We start from the raw sequence: 17349 nt of genomic DNA, 5'->3' as shown, positions 1-17349 counted from the left end.
TCTAATTAATAGTTGATATAATTTCTATGCAATTAAATATTCACGAAAATCCAATAGGTTTTGAACATATATACTTATAAAGTTTGTTCTTAACATATTCATTCTTTGGTCGTTGAGGTCGTTGACTTAAGATCTCTTTGATACGTTCAGCTATTCCATAATTATCAGGAGACTTTGATAATGGAACTCTATCCCGAAAAATCCATGTCGCTGTGATATCGTGCGACTCGTAGTCACCAGAAAGTTGAAGCTGAATACTGTCAATGCTAAATTCAAAATCAAACCTTTCTACGGGCAATTTTTCATCTTTAGCTAAAAAGAGCTCACTATCATGATCCGCCCTTAACAGTAAAATAAGGCTTCTCAAGCCCCATAAAGAGCTACCAGTGCCGGAGTATTCATCTAAAAATCTTAAATCAGAACCAAAATAACCTTGGGTTGGTAAGCCACTTTTAATACCTTTTTTATCGATAAATAGTCGCCAAATCTGGTCGAATGCCCGCTTAGCGAGGCCTGGAGAGATTTCGTCATTATTCAGTAAAACAGAGGCGACCAATGGTGCCGGAGCTGCAGTTCGATAGCAGAGGCTACGGCCAAAGAATGGGACGCCTAAAGGAGAAAAAAAGTGTTTATACCCTTTGCAGAATTTCTTGCTACTTAACTTGATGAAGTGAGGATCAAGCTCAGGCTGTATTTCATTTAGCCAATACAGAGTGTAGTGAAATGCCCAAGCATTGTAGTAGTCAAAGTGCTGCCCTTCACCATCAGTGAACCAGCCGTCGCCAACATAAAACGACTTAATTCTTTCGTAGCTTGAGGTATCTGCTTTCCTATCAGGATCAAGCGCTTCAATCACGACCAGTATCGTGAAGCGGAACAAATGCCAATTGTTATCTACAATCTGACTCCGACTCGCAGTATCTAACCATTGCAGTATATTACTTCGCTGCTTAGGTTCGAGTCTGTCCCAGACACTCTTTCTAGAGATCCAAATAGCCAAAGCCACATCAGCGGCTTCACATATCAGTTGACCATAATCAACTGTATTACCCCAATAACCGTTGGACTCAGGATCTGTACCATTCGAAAAAGCGGTGGTAAGAACCTCATCGATGTTGATTAAGCGACCGTCTAGTCCTTCTACGATCTGACCATAATGCTCAGACACTGAAGCTAAAAAAGGTAGCATCCGAGTACAGCCTTCAATCGCATCTAGATCACGGTCATTGTAACTAAACGCCCCTTCAAAATAACATCGCGTCATAGTTTCATTTGCATGCATAAAAAATGACGTGACGAAATATCGACAAAGAAAGCTAACTCTTTCAGTGAAAGGTTGCTCGGAGCAATATACATCCTGGAGCGTTTTGTCGTAGGCGCCATTGTTCTGAGGGATATACTGCCTATACGCCTTTGCGTCTCGCCAACGCTGCAGCGAACGCATTATTCGAGCAGTAATCATTTACTATCCCCAATATCGTAATGAGAGTCATAACGAGAATATATAAATGCGCGAGATAAAAATGACACGTTACCGACAACGTAACGTTTAAACATACGCTTTGGCTCATTGACTAGGCGATACAACCATTCAAGCCCGTTATCCCTGTAAAATTTTGGTGCACGATTCACTTTACCAGCCATAAAATCGACAACCGCCCCCCCATTAATAATAGAGAGTGCTGCATTTTCTGATTTAAGAGCAACGGCTACTTTTTCTTGCTTTGGCATACCCATGGCTAACAGAACCACATCAACCTCTAGCCCTTCAAGTAAAGCTAGATAGTCAGCCTCAGGCAAAAATCCATGCTGGGTCAGCACCACATCTAACCCCATCGCTTCAATTTTGTCCTTAGCAATCACAAGTTCTTTATCTGTAGAACCCAGCATCGCAACTTTTTTCCCTTTAAAGCTGTTAGCGAGGAGCTTAGGAATAAGATCTGTACCGTTAAGGTTGTAACCGGGGTCCTTCCCGAGCATTCGATATAGCAGTTTGACACCGATGCCATCTCTCATCACTAAATCACTAGAACTTAAGGCAGATAAAAACTCTTTGTCGTGACTGCACATATTGAAAGCATGGGCATTTACGAAGCTAATCACCATGCCAACGCCTTCACCAGTTCGTTCTGAAATCAAACTTTCAGCAGCCTCACTTGACGGAAACACCGTAATGCATTCGATCAATGTCTGGTAAGTAGTTTTCAGATTCTTAAACATTATTAGTTCCAATAAAAACGCGAGTTATAAACACCAACACAACCGACAGCCGAGCTTCTCTTCCATCACTGCGCTTAGTAAAAAAGCGTACTTGTATCACTCAGGACCAAATCATGCACAAAACAGCTATTTTCGATAGCTACCAGCAATTTTCATACACAAACATAGATAACCGCTAAAATGTTTAAGTTTAGTTACAACTAAATCGCAAGAGAAAATACTACTGGGGAGGTAACTGAAGAGAAATACGGCAACAAATATTATGTGACAATCCCGTGGAAATCGACTAGACATCTGTTGCGCCCCCATAAAACTCCATGTATTCAATCTTCCCTGCAAATGACAGTCCCTAAATTCAAAGGGTTAGCGGCATCATCGCAACATTTTATTAACAGCAAGCAAACTGTGCCACCGATCACAATATTTGTCAAATTATGCCCACCATCAACCTGCAACACTCTATCATTATTAAGCAGAAAAGATCCGATACAAACCTAATTATCACACTGTTTTTATTGATAAAAACAAGAGCAAAAGCTAAAACATAAACAGATTGATTAACGCAAACGCTCCGTCATGGTGCAAAAAGCGTCTTTTTGACCATTTGAGGCGCATTTGCTTTCGTAGCGTTACTTTGTTTCGTTTTTGCTGATTCAATGTTATTGTATTAGCAGTTATGCATGGGAAGCCCCATGCAATGATGTCTTATATTGAGGAGCAGGACATGCGGAAGTCTGTCATATCGACCTGTTTAACAGTCGTACTGATGAGCACGTCTATTAGTGCTTGGGCAGTGGAAACTGCGCCGTTGGAACCCAGCGTGGCCGACACTTTAAACTTGGAACGACTTTTCTATGCAAACGATCAGGAAGAAATTTGCACAGAGGATGCTGTAGCTGTTCTAACCGCGCAGCTAAAAGCTGAGCTATTTTCGGCCAGCGACCTTCTAACGGCTGCAATCAACGTCTGCGGCTCACTCGCCAATGAGTTGGCACTTACCGCCATAAAGCATTCAAGCATGGAAGAACTAGATAGTGTGTTAGCGACCGCTTTCGATATGGCCACTCCCGATGCTTATCAGACACTCTACGATACAGCCTACAACCGAGGGCTAGACGAAGCATCATTAATTACGGCAGCAATTCTTGGCGGCGTTGACCCGACAGCACTTGCGCCTGTCACCGCGGCAGGTGACGCCTCCGATAACCTAACCCCACTATCCACCCCAGCAAATCTCGGGGTCGGTGGCGGTGGCGGTGGCGGTGGTTCTATCTCTGCCAATTAGGTTTTAAATCTAATACAATAAAGAGCTCACCAGTGAGCTCTTTATTTTTGTCAGGTCGATAACGCTGTGGTTAGCAATTACCTTGATCGTTTTGCATTTTCAACAATGCTATTCCTACTTATATGGCTACCTTTACCACTAGGGAGCAACAGGTTGTGGGCATGGTCGATCATTGAAATTCTCACTTTCTCCATTTTATTATCTGCCATTGTACTCTGTTACTTTAACTACCATCATTACGCTCAACGCTTAAAAAAATTCTATCCTCTGTGGCTTAGTCTGAGTGCACTTCCTGTTGTCGCTATCATACAAATAGTACTTAACCCCTCTGCAGCATTGCCTGTGAATGCTAGTTCATCAGCCGCTCTTTATACCGAAGATATTGCTAGGACGAAGTCAGTCGCTTTACTAGGCATCAGCTATATAGCTTTCAGTTTTTGTATTGCTTTTTTTACTCATTCACCTCGCAGACTTAGACTCATTGCCACGGCGCTAGTCTGTTCTGCAGTGTTGCAAGTCCTTTATGCTGCAACATTACTTTTTTCAGGTTTAGAGAAAACGCCTATTTTCGCTGTCGACATTACAAACAGAGCTAGCGGCTCCTTTATCTATCACAATCATTTAGCGAATTATCTACTGCTTTGCGGATCGTTTGGAATAGGCCTCATGATCAGCCAGTTCAAAAATAAGCACTATCATTCAACCAAAGCAAAAGTATACGAACTTCTACGAGCAATGACCGGTCGAAAGATGGTGCTTCGCAGCGGGCTAATTTTGATTGTTATTGGTATCGTCCTGACCCGCTCCCGCATGGGAAATGTCGCTTTCTTCACCAGTCTTCTGTTCACCAGTCTTATTGCTCTAACCACATACAAATCAAGGCCTAAGGCATTGGTATATTTCATTATATCTCTCCTTATTGTTGATATTTTAGTTGTTGGGTCATTGGTCGGACTAAAAAATGTTGAGGAGAGAATTAAACAAACCAGCATCACAGCCGAGTCACGAGATGAAGTTATCCAACAAGCACTTCCTATGATCAGTGAGAATCCACTACTTGGTTTTGGCGGGGGAAGCTTTTACACCGCTTTCAACCGTTTTCAACAGACTGACGTTGGAGGGTTTTATGATCACGCCCACAATGACTACCTCCAAATAGCTGTTGAGTATGGTTTACCAGCTTTGGGAATTGTATCCATCAGCGTCCTTTTTGCGCTAATTTTATGCGTACAGACTATGAGGACGAGACAAAGTCAAACGATGAAAGGTCTAGCTTTTGGAATATGTATGGCAATCATAGGGATGCTCATTCATTCTTTTGTCGATTTTAATCTTCAAGCACCAGCAAATGCCCTTACATTTATCACCCTACTAACTCTTGCTGTGACTGTAAGATACATGCCTCAAAAAGGATGGTCAAAGCAGTAGCCTGGACAGCAATTCCTAACAGCCTACATCTTATTCTCAGGCTTGTTTTACTTGTTGGTACTTTCCGGAACGAGTCACTGACCATCTGAAATACCAGATTGACGGGAATAAACAAGGTAAGACATAGACTGTGCCACCAGCAGGCAATTTTTTAGGGCACTAAAACGGAAAAACCGCTGAATAATCAGCGGTCTTGAATAATGGCGGTGAGGGAGGGATTCGAACCCTCGATACGTTGCCGTATACACACTTTCCAGGCGTGCTCCTTCAGCCACTCGGACACCTCACCAATTTACAAATTGTCTGCTGTTTAGCGTGTCAGCTCACTATGCGTTGCGGAATAAAAAACCATTAATCTACAACAAAACCAGCCCTTAAGGCGCGGCGTATATTAAGTAAATGCATCGACGGCGTCAACGCGGTCGATGCATAAAGTAGGGGTTAAAGGCTGATTTCTTTCGTTTCTGATGATTCTTCAACCAAGTCAACATCAGCTTCTGTCAATTCGGCATTAACCGATACAGGTGCCTCGCCCGGTAGAGGGTCAATATCATCTTGTAACGCGGCAAACGCTTCGGGTAGTGCTGAATTATTTGCCTGGGCTTTACTCGCCGCATTCACCCACAATACGTTCCCAGTAATGCCATCAAGTACGGCGACTTCGATAAACTCCCCTTCCGCTTCTTGAACTGGGACATACCCCGTTAGCAACCCCACAAGTACGCTCACAGCGACATCTTTAGCCAATGCGCCGCCAGTTTTCTCAAAGCCACTGTAACGCATTAACAATACTGCATCAGCATCGGCATAGCTGGCCACAATCGAGGCAGCCTCGCCGACTGACTCTTGAAAAGACACCGACTCTTCAAAGCTCACATGGTGCTGCTTGTACAAACGCTCACTCGCTTGCTGATACTGCTCCCGCAGCTTTCCTAAATCGACATTGAAGTTAGCCAGCTCATGACTAACCTCTTCCCTATCGACTACCACGGGTGTGTAGCCGCGATTTTGCAATGCTAATACTGCTCGCTCAATAAGCAACTTTTCAAACCTTGCTTCCTGCTCTAAGTTCCTCACCCCTTCACCGGAAAATTCCACCGTATGAAATTCAACGATAGGAGGTACTACTGCAACGCGCTCAATATTGACTTTATTATTCGCAAAATCAGGATGCGCCCTGACAGAGGTTTGCTGTTGCGCGCAGCCAGCAGCAAATAACAGTGTTAAAAGAGCAACTAAACAATGCTTTGGCACCCACTTCATTACAACACTTCCTTCGTTTTCATCAATTTTTCAATTTGATAGCGCACATACTTGGCATCACGTGACTTGGGTTTTAGCGCTAAGTAGTTTTGAAAAGCAGCGATGGCTTCCACCGGTTCGCTATAGTAAGTTACCGTCCCCAGCGTCTTATAAAGCTGCGCTTCGTTAGGATTTAGGGCGAGCGCCGCCTTGGCCTCTGTGATAGCAATCACTGAGTTCTCTTCCACAGCCGATTGATAAGGCGCAGCATCCTCATCGGTAAAATCGCGTCCTTGCCATGCAGCCCTTTCTTTACCAGCAGCTATGGGCTGTTGTGCCAACTGATAATGCAATAGTGCTGCCAATTGGTGAGCTTTCCAGCCGGGCAGCAAATCCGGTGCATAAGAGAGTGTTCTCTGCGCCATTAAGGGCAGATCACTATGCAGCATTGATTCAATCGCTAAAGCGAAAATCTTCTGCCGTATCTTCTTAAACTCTTTTTGATTTTTATCATTCGAACAGTCCGTTCGGTAATATGCCGACAGCTCCTCAATACGAAGGTCTATATGCGGGTGGGATGCAAACGTCGAATCAGCATTATTACTAGCTGGCATCACCTCTTTAATTCGCATTAGCGCCGATGGCCCGAGGCACGTTGCATATCCTGCGCGCTGCAATCTAGCTAACGCTTGCGTATCAGCGTCCAGTTCAAACTCCCGGCTGGTAGAAGCAAGAGAGCTATAGGCTCCTAGATAGCTAAGCTTGGTACCCAGTAAAAGAATATCCAGCGCACTTGCTAGCTCCAAGGACTGTTTGCTGTCGTAATACGTTTTATAAGAATGGCGCCGATTGATATGCTCAATTTCATGAGCCATCACAAACGCGAGTTGTTCCGGGCTCTTTAAGCCGGCAGCCAAACCTATATTTAGATAGATATTGCCGTTAGCGATAGCGAATGCGTTGAAGTCGGGTAAACGAGTCAAATAGATGTGATAAATATTCGCCTGCCTTTCTTCGGCAGAAAGCAGGCTAACAAGTAGCGTATCAAGGTAGGTTTGTAGCTCATTATCTGCAGCAAGCAGCACGCCGTTTTCAGAAAGTTCCTTGTGCATACCATCGGAACGTGAAATAACTTCATGCTCACCAGGTAATAAACCAAAATTATTCGGACTGCTCTGCACATCACTGACGTGATGTGCAGTTGATGTACACCCGTTAACGAATAAGGCTATTACAGCCACTGCTAGAAAAAAACGAGGGACTTCCATGTTAACACTGCTTTGTTATTTTTTTGTTAAATACTAATTAAGCAGAATATCTAGACCCAATCCGATTTACAACCACCAGCCGAACAAAAATAAGACAGAGATCAAAGCGTGCTTTGAAAATTTACCATGCGATTAAGCGGCACCAGCGCTTGCTCACGGAGCTCGTCGTCAACAAACACCTCGTGCCCTTCAGTATCACCGATAAGAGCCTCTTCGACCGCCTTAAGTCCATTCATCGCCATCCACGGACAATGAGCACAGCTGCGACAGGTTGCGCCATTACCACCGGTAGGTGCTTCAATGAACTCCTTCTCAGGTGACAGTTGCTGCATCTTGTAAAAGATCCCTTTATCTGTCGCGACAATAAATCGTGTGTTTGGTAGCGCTTGACTGGCCTTAATCAACTGCGTGGTCGAGCCAACAGCATCCGCAATATCAACCACACTCGCCGGCGATTCAGGATGCACTAGCACAGCTGCATCTGGGTACTGTTTTTTCAAATCCAACAGAGCCCGACTCTTAAATTCATCATGAACAATACAGGCCCCCTGCCACATCACCATCTCGGCACCGGTTTGTTTGGCAATATATGAGCCCAGATGGCGATCTGGTGCCCATAGTATTTTTTGCCCGTCACTATCAAGATGCTCAACCACATCTAATGCAATGCTTGATGTCACTACCCAATCAGCCTTAGCTTTAACGGCTGCAGATGTATTAGCATAAACAACCACGGTGTGATCAGGATACTGCGCTTTAAAAGCTTCAAACTCATTCTCTTCACAACCAAGATCTAAAGAGCAGGTGGCTTCAAGCGTCGGCATCAAAATACGCTTTTCTGGGCTGAGAATTTTGGCTGTTTCCCCCATAAAGCGCACACCGGCAACAATCACAGTGTCTGCGGGATGATTAGCACCAAACTTAGCCATTTCCAAAGAGTCGCCGATAAACCCACCTGACTCCTCAGCCAACGCCTGGATCTCATGATCGGTGTAGTAATGGGCTATCAGGACAGCATTCTTCTCTTTGAGCAACTGCTTAATACGTTCTTTATAGGCCAATTGCTCAGACTCACTTAACGGAACGGGCTTTGGCGGGAACGGATAGCTAGACTGCTCGAGAATATCGATCTGGCTCATTACGGAATTACTCATGGTCACTTCAATAGCTGAGATTATACGCGAAGCAACTACACGAACGCCAATGGCTCTAACGATTAAAGATATAAACAGCAGCGGTTTTAAACGAGGTATTGTGTGGAGAAGATTATCTAGAATGGTGGGTCGTGCTGGATTCGAACCAGCGACCAATTGATTAAAAGTCAACTGCTCTACCAACTGAGCTAACGACCCATTCTAAAGGCTAAAACGGTAATTTGAGATGGTGGGTCGTGCTGGATTCGAACCAGCGACCAATTGATTAAAAGTCAACTGCTCTACCAACTGAGCTAACGACCCAACTCAAATTCTCGCGATACCTTGCGGTATGTTAACAGGCAAGAGGTTGGTGTATCTGGCCTGTTCTTTTCTCAGCAGACTGAGAAATGATGGTGGGTCGTGCTGGATTCGAACCAGCGACCAATTGATTAAAAGTCAACTGCTCTACCAACTGAGCTAACGACCCATCATGCGTCTCGAGGATTAAGCTTAGCCCCCCTCGGCGACGGCGGCTAATAATACTTATTTGGCAGCCGGTTGCAATAGCTTATTTGCTGTTTTTCACACTTTTCAACGCGTTCGCTTGTTATTTGAGCGAAGAAACCTTAGTTCGAGCAATTTGTGCACTAGGAGAATCTGGATATTCCTTGATCACGCGGTTATACCAATTCTTCGCACCGGTATTATCACCGTCCAGTTGCGAGATCATTGCCATTTTCAACATCGCATCGGCACGCTTAGGTGAATTAGGATATTGGTTTACCACGGCTTCAAACTGCGCATTAGCGTCTTTACGTTGACCTTTATTAAACAACAACTGACCTAACCAATAACGTGCATTGGGGGTTAAGTCCGATGCCGGATACTGATTAATAAAATCATAAAACGCAGGTATCGCCTGATCATACTGCTTATCTTTTAAAACCAAATTAACGGCTTTTTCATACGCAGCAGTTTCAGTCAAACCCTCCGCCGGACTAACTCCACCCGCGGTGCTGTCAGGCACAGTAGGCGTTGTCACCGGGCTATTCGCCAATCGCCGGTCCAACTCTTGATACAATTCACGCTGACGTTGCAAGATCTGCTGCATCTGATGATTCTGTGTTTCCAGCATACCTCTTAGCTCATCCACCTCGGACTGCAAAGCTTGGAGGCTCTGTTGCGTCTGGAGTTGCAAACGATTACTTTGCACCAACTGCTGTTCTAACGCGGCGACCTTCTGCTCCGAAGCACCCCCCAGATCCTTAACCGGCGCAGGCTCTGCGAGAGACTGCGCCGGGATCAAGGAAACACTGAGCAGTACGCCAATAACTGCGTACTTCATAGTATTTACTTCTTAGTAGACCAGAACTGCACGGCGGTTCTTGTCGAATGCGGCTTCAGTGCGGCTGGTATCAACAGGCTTCTCTTCACCGTAAGAGACGATAGAGATTTGTGAATCAAGCACACCCAAGCCCTGCAGGTACATAGCCACGGCTTTAGCACGACGCTCGCCTAGGGCGATGTTGTACTCTGGCGTACCACGCTCATCTGCATGACCTTCGATCAATACTTTCACCTGAGTGTTAGCACGCAAGTAGGCGGCGTGTGCATCCAGGATCTGAGCAAAACGGTTTTGCACCGTTGCCTGATCAAATTCAAAGTAGATGATGTGCTGCTTACGCAGTTCTGCCTGCTGCATTTCACGCTCTTGTTCAGGCGTCAATACTGGCTCAACTACGTTGGTTTCAGTCGTAGTATCTTCAACCACCGGAGTTGTCTGCTCAGTGGTCGCAGTTTCTGACGTTGTATCTACTTCATCAGAAGTAGAAGAACAAGCCATCAAAGCAAACAGTGGCAGCGCAACAACAACACCCTTAAGCAGATCTTTGAGACGCATTCTTACGTTCCTTTCGATTAATTATTGTTAGACCTAGTACAAATATGGAGACCACGCAGGAGCTCGAACCTCACCATTCGCCGCTGGCAGCCTAGCCTTAAATCGCCCGTCGATAGAGACCATTCCTAACACTTGCCGTTCACCGTGCAACGTGCTGTAAATAATCATACTTCCATTCGGGGCAAGACTAGGTGATTCATCCAACCGGGTTTGTGTCAGTACTTGCAACGTTCCTGAAGTCAAATCCTGTTTGGCAATATGATAACGACCGTTAGTTCGATTAACCACGATCAGCTCATCACCGTTTGGCGAGATAGAACCTCCTAGGTTCATCTCACCGTCAAAAGTCAGACGCGTGACCTTGCCAGTTGCTAAATGTACGCGATAAATCTGAGGTTTACCACCCCGCTCTGAGCTAAACACTAACGATTCTCCGTCAGGTGTCCATGAAGGCTCGGTATCAATGGTTCTATGACTGGTTACTTGAGTTAACGCTTTGGTTTCAATATCCATTACATAAATGTCGGGGCTACCATCTTTCGACAAAACCATCGCCATTTTTTTTCCATCTGGCGACCAGTTAGGCGCACCATTGATGCCCGGGAAGGAGGTTAATTTAGTGCGTTTTGCGGTATAGATATCCTGGATAAATATTTCAGACTTACGTTTCTCAAAAGTGACATATGCCAACTTTTTGCCATCAGGAGACCAACTAGGAGACATAATCGGTTCTTTGCTACGAACCAAAGGCGTTTCATTGTAACCGTCATAGTCGGCGACCATTAGTTGAAACGGTACCTTGGCGTCGTGATTCACCACCACATAGGCAATACGGGTTAAAAATGCACCTCGCTCCCCAGTCAAACTCAAATAGATCCGGTCCGAAATCAAGTGAGCGTATTGCCGCATCTGTCTAGATTTCACGACTCGCTGACCTTGAGTCAAAATAAATTCTTTACTTTCAACCAGCTGCCGATCTTTCAGCATCGGCTTACCACCATTGAGTTCTTTCCCCTCAATGACATCCACCAGTTCGTAGTTAACGACAAAATTGCCATCGGCTTGCTGTTTCACACTACCAACCAGAACCGCCTCGACGCCCAATATCGCCCAAGCATTAAAATCTACTTGATTAGCTAAATAAGGTTGTTGCGGCATTTGTTGAATAGCAACAGGATTAAAACGGCCACTGCGGCGCAAATCATTAGCGACCACATCAGCGATGTCTGTTGGCGGCACCTTGCCGTCCAAACTCTTAAAAGGCACCACCGCTATCGGTCTGGCCTCAGACATTCCTTCGGTGATCACTATCTCCAAGGCAGCATAGGCACTGTTTACATAGCCAAACAACAAGAATACAGAGGCTGTGAGAAATCGATTCATTGTGAGTCCTGTATTAATTATCAATATCTAGTGAAAGGTTAATCTCTTTCAACTGTGAAAATACTTCGGGATCTTTAGAGACAGGAAGAGGCTCAGCCTTACGCACCGCGCGTATGGTTTCACTGCAAGCCACTTGCTCCCCTTCAAGACGTCGCACATCAAGTACTAAGCCGCCTGGTGCCAGTTTCAAGTAAATTCGGCAGGTCTTGCCTTGCAGACCGTCAGCGTTAAGGTTGCGCTGGATCTTCTGTCGGATCATCGCTTCATATTTCGCTCGCTCAGACAAAATCATCTGCTGCCGTTGTTCGGATATCTGAGCTTGCTCTGCGGCCATTTCAGCCATCATCATCTGCTCAAGCTCGGCGCGTTGGCGCTCTTCCTCTTTACGCTTACGTTCAGCTTCAGCTTTGCGTTTCTTCTCCGCTTCAGCCGCCTTCTGCTTTCGCTCTTCCTCTAGCTTTTTCTTCTTTGCTGCTTCTTCAGCTTTGCGACGAGCAACTTCCTGTTTTTTCCGCTCTTCTTCAACTTTCTTGGCGGCCTCTTCCGCTTTCTTGCGCTCTTGCTCTTTTGCCTTACGATCCTTCTCTTTCTTTATCGCCAATGCTTTGGCCTTTTTTGCTTCCTGCTCAGCCTTTTTGCGTTCAGCTTGTTTACGCTTTTTCTCTTCAGCCTGCTTCTTCCGCTTCGCATCTTCGGCTTTCCGCTTATCCTCTGCTGCTTTTTCCTTACGCTTTTTCTCATCTAACTTGCGTTGCTCAGCTCGCTCAGCCGCTTTCTTCTGATCATCTAATTTCTGCAGCTGCCGCTCAACTAACTTGCGATCAACGGTCACCGCTTGGATCGGCGCAGTGTTAACCTGCTGCGCCTGCTTATCGGGCTTGGTAAATTGAACACTAACAAATAGCACTAACCCCAATACCACGTGGGCAAGAACAGAAATGATGACGAAATGGTGTAGTGGACGCTCAGACACTCCGTCTTATCCCCCGCTCGGATCTGTCATTAAACCGACGGTTTCGATACCTGCGTTTTCCAAATCGGCCATCAGTGAAACGACATAGCCGTACGGTACTTTCGCGTCGCCTTTCACAACCACATGGGTAGCTGGTGCAAGTTCAACGATAGCGGCAATCCGAGCCACCAAATCATCTTTCGGTAACTCTTCTGAAGAGCCTTTATCATCAGTAAACCAATAGGTGCCATCCGACTCAATAGTGGCAATGATTGGCGGTTTAGCATCTTCAAGTAGCGGATTGGCATCCTGCTTAGGCAGGTTTACCTTCACCCCTTGCGTAATTAACGGTGCAGTTACCATAAAGATGACCAGTAATACCAACATGACATCGATATATGGCACTACGTTAATCTCAGCTTTGGGCTTCCGCCGTTTACGCTGATAACTCATGTCCTGTTACTCCTGCTCGCGGGCAACGGATTGCCGATGCAGGATACTTGAAAACTCTTCCATAAAGTTGCCATAGCTATTTTCTAAGCGTTCAACTTGGTGACTGAACTTGTTATAGGCGATGACCGCAGGGATCGCAGCAAATAATCCCATCGCTGTCGCAATCAAGGCTTCAGCAATCGCTGGAGCGACCAGTGACAAGGTCAATTGCGCTTGATTCATGCTACCTAAGGCAACAAAAGCATTCATAATTCCCCACACCGTACCGAAAAGACCGATATAAGGACTAATTGAGCCAACCGTAGCCATAAAAGGCAGGTGTTGCTCAAGTTCATCAACCTCTCTGGAGAGTGCCACACGCATCGCCCTATCCGTACCTTCTACCGCACTGACACCGGTATAAGAGCCTCCTTGGTGATAGCGCGCAAACTCCTTAAAACCAGATTTAAAGATCTGCTCCATGCCCTTCGCCTCAGCACTTCTCGCACTCACTTCCTGATAGAGCTTATTTAAGTCGACACCTGACCAAAAACGATCTTCAAAACGGTCGGCATTATCCTGAGCTTCTTTCAAAGCTTTAGCGCGTTGGAAAATCATCCCCCAGGAGAGCACGGACATCGCTAAAAGGATTAGCATGACCAATTGCACCAGTAAGCTGGCATCAAAGATCAGTTCAAGAAACGATATTTCAGTGGACACGGGGCAAAACTCCTGCGACTTGTTTTGGAATAGCGATTGGTTTGGCGCGGTTCAGGTCCACGCAAGCAACTTTAATCTCTGCCGTAGCAATTAGCCGATTGCTCTGATCAACGATGGCTTGCTTAAAAATCAAGCTCGCTCTCTTTTGTTCAGATATCTCGGCAGAAACGCTAAGCTGATCATTGAATTTGGCTGAAGACAAATTTTCCATCTGTACCGAACGAACAACAAAAGCAACACCCTCAGCCAACAGACCATCCTGTTCAATGCCGAGGGAGCGTAACCACTCAGTACGAGCTCGCTCAAAGAACTTAAGATAATTGGCGTAGAAAACCACGCCACCAGCATCAGTGTCTTCATAATAAACACGTACCGGCCAATTGAAGATCGTATCGCTCAAGGCAGCCCTGCCAAAGTCCAATCAGACAAAATAATTTTTATTTGTATTGATGGCAGCTAACTATACAGAAAGTTCCCCACGGATGATAAGCCCAAAACGTTCTGAGGAGATAATGTGATCGGACTCGACTAAAAAACAACCAAAGCAAGCAAAAAACCATCACTTTAATAAAAACAAAAGGTTACCCACAACATCATCTAAAACAGTTAAATAGAGTGTAGTAAATTGATCTCAATCAATTTACTACACTACGCTGGCACGATGCAGCGTCATGACCAACCACCCATCTTTTAACGCAAATATAAGTAACTGCATAAATATGCCTTACACCTGAATACATAACACACAGATGAAAACAAAATACAATAAAAACAAAAAGATAAAGATAAAAAAGAGAGTGCGCCGCCGCCTAAAAAACAACTTTGACATTAGTTTTTTTCATGACTAACGCTAAAATAACTCGTTTGTTTAGCTGCGCGCTCGCACCTAAAATGGTCGGCAGTTGAAGGCAACTACTTGTAGTTTTTTGATCATCATATTCTGATGATTGCGGTGAGTGTCTTCTCTCCCTGGAATCGAGGCTTTGCCTCTTTTGTATCAGTTCTGGATTTTGCCATTTTGGCGCTTCCCCGTGAATGATATAGTTCATTTAACCCGCGAGTTTCGCGGGTTTTTTTTGTCTGGATTTTATAGCCATATTCGATAGTAGTAGGCGTACTTAGCTAGCTGGACGATCCAAGCCAAAATGCAAATATGCTCTCTGGGTAGCTAACCGCCCACGCGGGGTTCGTTGCAAAAAACCTTGCTGTATCAGGTAGGGCTCCAACACATCTTCAATGGTTTCTTTTACTTCTCCGATAGCGGCGGCCAAGTTGTCCAGTCCGACGGGGCCGCCATCAAATTTGTCGATCAGTGCTAGAAGTAGTTTTCGATCCATAAAATCAAAACCGGCATCATCGACATCCAACATATCCAAAGCTTTGGCGGCAACGGCATCATCTATATTCCCCGCAGCTTTCACCTCTGCATAATCCCTTACCCGACGCAGCAAGCGATTAGATATCCTAGGTGTACCGCGGCTCCGACGTGCTATCTCCTTTGCGCCAGTCGGCACCAATTCCATTCCTAAATGAGCCGCAGAGCGCTGCACAATTTTAGTTAATTCATCCACGGTGTAGAATTCTAGACGTTGGACGATACCAAAACGATCACGCAGTGGAGAGGTCAATGAACCAGCTCGGGTTGTTGCGCCGATCAGTGTAAACGGCGGCAAATCAAGTTTAATTGAGCGTGCGGCAGGGCCTTCACCAATCATGATATCCAGTTGATAATCTTCCATTGCTGGATACAAGACCTCTTCAACGACAGGGCTTAAACGATGTATCTCATCAATAAACAACACATCATTGGGCTCTAAGTTGGTCAACAGTGCCGCGAGGTCCCCTGCTTTTTCCAACACAGGCCCAGAAGTGGTCTTTATGCTCACATTCATCTCATTGGCAACAATGTTAGCCAGTGTCGTTTTACCTAAACCGGGCGGGCCGAAAATAAGCAGGTGATCTAGGGCTTCGCCGCGTCTACGAGCAGCCTCAAGGAAAATGTTCATTTGCCCCACAACATGGGGCTGCCCTGTATAGTCGGACAAAAGCTTAGGGCGGATCGCGCGATCTACAGCTTCTTCTTCGTGAAGCGTTGTACCTTGTATCAGTCGATCAGCTTCTATCATTATTAACCCTTACAGCATGTTTCGTAATGCATCGCGGATCAGCGCTTCGCTACTCATCCCCTCAACCGCTACCTTGCCAACGGCACGGCTAGCTTGCGCCGGTTTATAGCCCAGTGCGATAAGCGCGGCAACGGCATCTTCCGTCGCGTCCACAGGACGCACGAAAGTATCTTCAACTTGTCCACTCAATGCGAATCCGTCTGCGGCAGAATCAACAGGCTGTGCATTCCAATCCTTAAGCCTGTCTTTCATTTCCACTAACAAGCGTTCTGCGGTCTTCTTGCCAACACCAGGTAACTTCATCAATGATGTGATATCGCCGTGGTGTACAACTTGGGCAAACTGTTCTGCGGACATTCCAGATAGAATGGCGAGGGCGAGTTTCGGCCCAACACCATTCGTTTTAATCAGCTCACGAAACATCGCTCTTTCATGCAAAGCACAAAAGCCAAATAGCAGCTGAGCATCTTCCCTAACCACAAAATGGGTCACCACTGTAGCTTCGGCTCCCACCTCCGGCAATTGGTAAAAGCTGGTCATAGGTAACTGGACCTCATACCCTACCCCACCAACATCTAACAGAAGATCTGGGGGTTGCTTAGAGATAATGGTTCCGCGAAGCTGTCCTATCAAAGTGATTCCTTAATTCTATAGCGAGAAGAGCAAGACAATCAGTTAACGTGAAATTAACTGAAGATACAGGCTAACTGAGCGTTAGCGATACAACAAGTCTAACGCCAACGCCCTCGCGCCTGCCCCGACACCTTGCCCGACATGGCGATTAAACTTTGTCGCGTATGGCTATGGCAAAGGGCGATAGCTAAAGCATCAGCCGCATCCGCTTGTGGGGTCGCTGGTAATGACAAGATTTGCTTCACCATGTGCTGGACTTGAGTTTTATCCGCCCCACCAGTACCAACCACAGCCTGCTTAACCTCTCTGGCAGAGTACTCGTATACAGGAATATCACGACAAGCGGCCGCCACAATGGCCGCGCCACGTGCTTGACCAAGCTTTAATGCGGAGTCAGCATTGCGAGCCATAAACACTCTCTCGATGGCAAACTCGTCAGGTTGGAACTGTTGAATCAACTCACTGACACCATCATGGATAATACGTAATCGTTCAGGCAACTCTGGCGCAGTGATGCGGATACAGCCACTCCCCAAATAACTAAACTTGGCACCCAACTGCTTAATCACACCATAACCGGTGATCCGCGAGCCGGGATCGATACCAAGAATAATACTCAAAAGG

The 17349-nt window shown here is 45.8% G+C and carries 17 protein-coding genes and 4 tRNA genes; 2 read left to right on the top strand and 19 right to left on the bottom strand.

Annotation, left to right across the window (positions count from 1 at the left end):
* Positions 1 to 40: 40 nt before the first annotated feature.
* Together EXY25_RS00415 and EXY25_RS00410 are read right to left on the bottom strand one after the other, a co-directional pair.
* Positions 41 to 1462, bottom strand: coding sequence for a DUF2264 domain-containing protein (locus EXY25_RS00415; RefSeq protein WP_130565311.1), 1422 nt, complete (start codon positions 1460 to 1462; stop codon positions 41 to 43).
* Positions 1459 to 2220 (bottom strand): WecB/TagA/CpsF family glycosyltransferase, encoded by a 762-nt coding sequence (locus tag EXY25_RS00410; protein ID WP_130565310.1) that lies wholly within the window; start codon positions 2218 to 2220, stop codon positions 1459 to 1461. The genes EXY25_RS00415 and EXY25_RS00410 overlap by 4 nt, the downstream gene beginning before the upstream one ends.
* A gap of 724 nt (positions 2221 to 2944) precedes the next feature.
* Here EXY25_RS00410 and EXY25_RS00405 point away from each other — a divergent pair.
* Both EXY25_RS00405 and EXY25_RS00400 read left to right on the top strand, forming a co-directional pair.
* Entirely contained in the window at positions 2945 to 3505 is a 561-nt protein-coding gene (locus EXY25_RS00405; RefSeq protein WP_130565309.1) for a hypothetical protein, read from the top strand.
* 153 nt (positions 3506 to 3658) lie between these two features.
* Positions 3659 to 4933 (top strand): O-antigen ligase family protein, encoded by a 1275-nt coding sequence (locus tag EXY25_RS00400; RefSeq protein WP_165419205.1) that lies wholly within the window; start codon positions 3659 to 3661, stop codon positions 4931 to 4933.
* A gap of 201 nt (positions 4934 to 5134) precedes the next feature.
* Here the strand turns inward: EXY25_RS00400 and EXY25_RS00395 are convergent.
* From EXY25_RS00395 to ruvC, 17 genes are all read right to left on the bottom strand, one after another.
* Positions 5135 to 5222 (bottom strand) — tRNA-Ser (locus EXY25_RS00395).
* Between the two features lie 152 nt (positions 5223 to 5374).
* On the bottom strand, positions 5375 to 6196 hold the full coding sequence (locus EXY25_RS00390; RefSeq protein ID WP_114338452.1) for a hypothetical protein: 822 nt from the start codon (positions 6194 to 6196) through the stop codon (positions 5375 to 5377).
* Positions 6196 to 7443: a M48 family metallopeptidase gene (locus tag EXY25_RS00385; RefSeq protein ID WP_130565307.1), complete on the bottom strand. Its 1248-nt coding sequence runs from the start codon at positions 7441 to 7443 to the stop codon at positions 6196 to 6198. The genes EXY25_RS00390 and EXY25_RS00385 overlap by 1 nt, the downstream gene beginning before the upstream one ends.
* Before the next feature lie 101 nt (positions 7444 to 7544).
* Positions 7545 to 8597: a quinolinate synthase NadA gene (nadA, locus tag EXY25_RS00380; RefSeq protein WP_130565306.1), complete on the bottom strand. Its 1053-nt coding sequence runs from the start codon at positions 8595 to 8597 to the stop codon at positions 7545 to 7547.
* 122 nt (positions 8598 to 8719) lie between these two features.
* Positions 8720 to 8795 (bottom strand) — tRNA-Lys (locus EXY25_RS00375).
* Between the two features lie 29 nt (positions 8796 to 8824).
* Positions 8825 to 8900, bottom strand: a tRNA-Lys gene (locus EXY25_RS00370).
* Between the two features lie 90 nt (positions 8901 to 8990).
* Positions 8991 to 9066 (bottom strand) — tRNA-Lys (locus EXY25_RS00365).
* Between the two features lie 120 nt (positions 9067 to 9186).
* Positions 9187 to 9924, bottom strand: a complete 738-nt coding sequence (gene ybgF, locus EXY25_RS00360; protein WP_114338449.1) for a tol-pal system protein YbgF — start codon at positions 9922 to 9924, stop codon at positions 9187 to 9189.
* Between the two features lie 12 nt (positions 9925 to 9936).
* On the bottom strand, positions 9937 to 10479 hold the full coding sequence (gene pal / locus EXY25_RS00355; protein WP_130565305.1) for a peptidoglycan-associated lipoprotein Pal: 543 nt from the start codon (positions 10477 to 10479) through the stop codon (positions 9937 to 9939).
* Positions 10480 to 10512: 33 nt separating this feature from the next.
* Positions 10513 to 11862, bottom strand: coding sequence for a Tol-Pal system beta propeller repeat protein TolB (gene tolB / locus EXY25_RS00350; RefSeq protein ID WP_130565304.1), 1350 nt, complete (start codon positions 11860 to 11862; stop codon positions 10513 to 10515).
* A 13-nt stretch (positions 11863 to 11875) separates the two neighbouring features.
* Positions 11876 to 12835 (bottom strand): cell envelope integrity protein TolA, encoded by a 960-nt coding sequence (tolA, locus tag EXY25_RS00345; RefSeq protein WP_130565303.1) that lies wholly within the window; start codon positions 12833 to 12835, stop codon positions 11876 to 11878.
* Positions 12836 to 12841: 6 nt separating this feature from the next.
* A complete protein-coding gene (tolR, locus tag EXY25_RS00340) occupies positions 12842 to 13267 on the bottom strand; it encodes a protein TolR (protein ID WP_114338445.1) in 426 nt (141 codons plus the stop codon).
* 6 nt (positions 13268 to 13273) lie between these two features.
* Positions 13274 to 13966 carry a protein TolQ gene (gene tolQ, locus EXY25_RS00335; RefSeq protein WP_114338444.1) on the bottom strand — a complete coding sequence of 231 codons (693 nt, stop codon included), beginning with the start codon at positions 13964 to 13966 and terminating at the stop codon, positions 13274 to 13276.
* Positions 13956 to 14366, bottom strand: a complete 411-nt coding sequence (gene ybgC / locus EXY25_RS00330) for a tol-pal system-associated acyl-CoA thioesterase (RefSeq protein ID WP_114338443.1) — start codon at positions 14364 to 14366, stop codon at positions 13956 to 13958. Before ybgC ends, tolQ begins: the two co-directional genes overlap by 11 nt.
* Positions 14367 to 15084: 718 nt before the next feature.
* Positions 15085 to 16092 (bottom strand): Holliday junction branch migration DNA helicase RuvB, encoded by a 1008-nt coding sequence (ruvB, locus tag EXY25_RS00325; protein ID WP_114338442.1) that lies wholly within the window; start codon positions 16090 to 16092, stop codon positions 15085 to 15087.
* A 9-nt stretch (positions 16093 to 16101) separates the two neighbouring features.
* The gene (gene ruvA, locus EXY25_RS00320; RefSeq protein WP_130565302.1) at positions 16102 to 16725 is read right to left on the bottom strand and encodes a Holliday junction branch migration protein RuvA; all 624 of its coding nucleotides are present in this window, start codon (positions 16723 to 16725) and stop codon (positions 16102 to 16104) included.
* A gap of 98 nt (positions 16726 to 16823) precedes the next feature.
* Positions 16824 to 17345 carry a crossover junction endodeoxyribonuclease RuvC gene (gene ruvC, locus EXY25_RS00315; protein WP_114338440.1) on the bottom strand — a complete coding sequence of 174 codons (522 nt, stop codon included), beginning with the start codon at positions 17343 to 17345 and terminating at the stop codon, positions 16824 to 16826.
* Positions 17346 to 17349 lie beyond the last annotated feature (4 nt).

The organism is Corallincola spongiicola, assembly GCF_004284785.1.
Lineage (GTDB): Bacteria > Pseudomonadota > Gammaproteobacteria > Enterobacterales > Neiellaceae > Corallincola > Corallincola holothuriorum.
Note: the sequence above shows the minus strand (reverse complement) of the source record. Positions and strands in the feature narration are given on the sequence as shown.

Excerpts from the sequence above, each read along its gene's own strand:
- EXY25_RS00415 (WP_130565311.1), bottom strand. The coding sequence starts at position 1,462 with ATGATTACTGCTCGAATAATGCGTTCGCTGCAGCGTTGGCGAGACGCA.
- EXY25_RS00410 (WP_130565310.1), bottom strand. The coding sequence starts at position 2,220 with ATGTTTAAGAATCTGAAAACTACTTACCAGACATTGATCGAATGCATT.
- EXY25_RS00405 (WP_130565309.1), top strand. The coding sequence starts at position 2,945 with ATGCGGAAGTCTGTCATATCGACCTGTTTAACAGTCGTACTGATGAGC.
- EXY25_RS00390 (WP_114338452.1), bottom strand. The coding sequence starts at position 6,196 with ATGAAGTGGGTGCCAAAGCATTGTTTAGTTGCTCTTTTAACACTGTTA.
- EXY25_RS00385 (WP_130565307.1), bottom strand. The coding sequence starts at position 7,443 with ATGGAAGTCCCTCGTTTTTTTCTAGCAGTGGCTGTAATAGCCTTATTC.
- nadA (WP_130565306.1), bottom strand. The coding sequence starts at position 8,597 with ATGAGTAATTCCGTAATGAGCCAGATCGATATTCTCGAGCAGTCTAGC.
- ybgF (WP_114338449.1), bottom strand. The coding sequence starts at position 9,924 with ATGAAGTACGCAGTTATTGGCGTACTGCTCAGTGTTTCCTTGATCCCG.
- pal (WP_130565305.1), bottom strand. The coding sequence starts at position 10,479 with ATGCGTCTCAAAGATCTGCTTAAGGGTGTTGTTGTTGCGCTGCCACTG.
- tolB (WP_130565304.1), bottom strand. The coding sequence starts at position 11,862 with ATGAATCGATTTCTCACAGCCTCTGTATTCTTGTTGTTTGGCTATGTA.
- tolR (WP_114338445.1), bottom strand. The coding sequence starts at position 13,267 with ATGAGTTATCAGCGTAAACGGCGGAAGCCCAAAGCTGAGATTAACGTA.
- ruvB (WP_114338442.1), bottom strand. The coding sequence starts at position 16,092 with ATGATAGAAGCTGATCGACTGATACAAGGTACAACGCTTCACGAAGAA.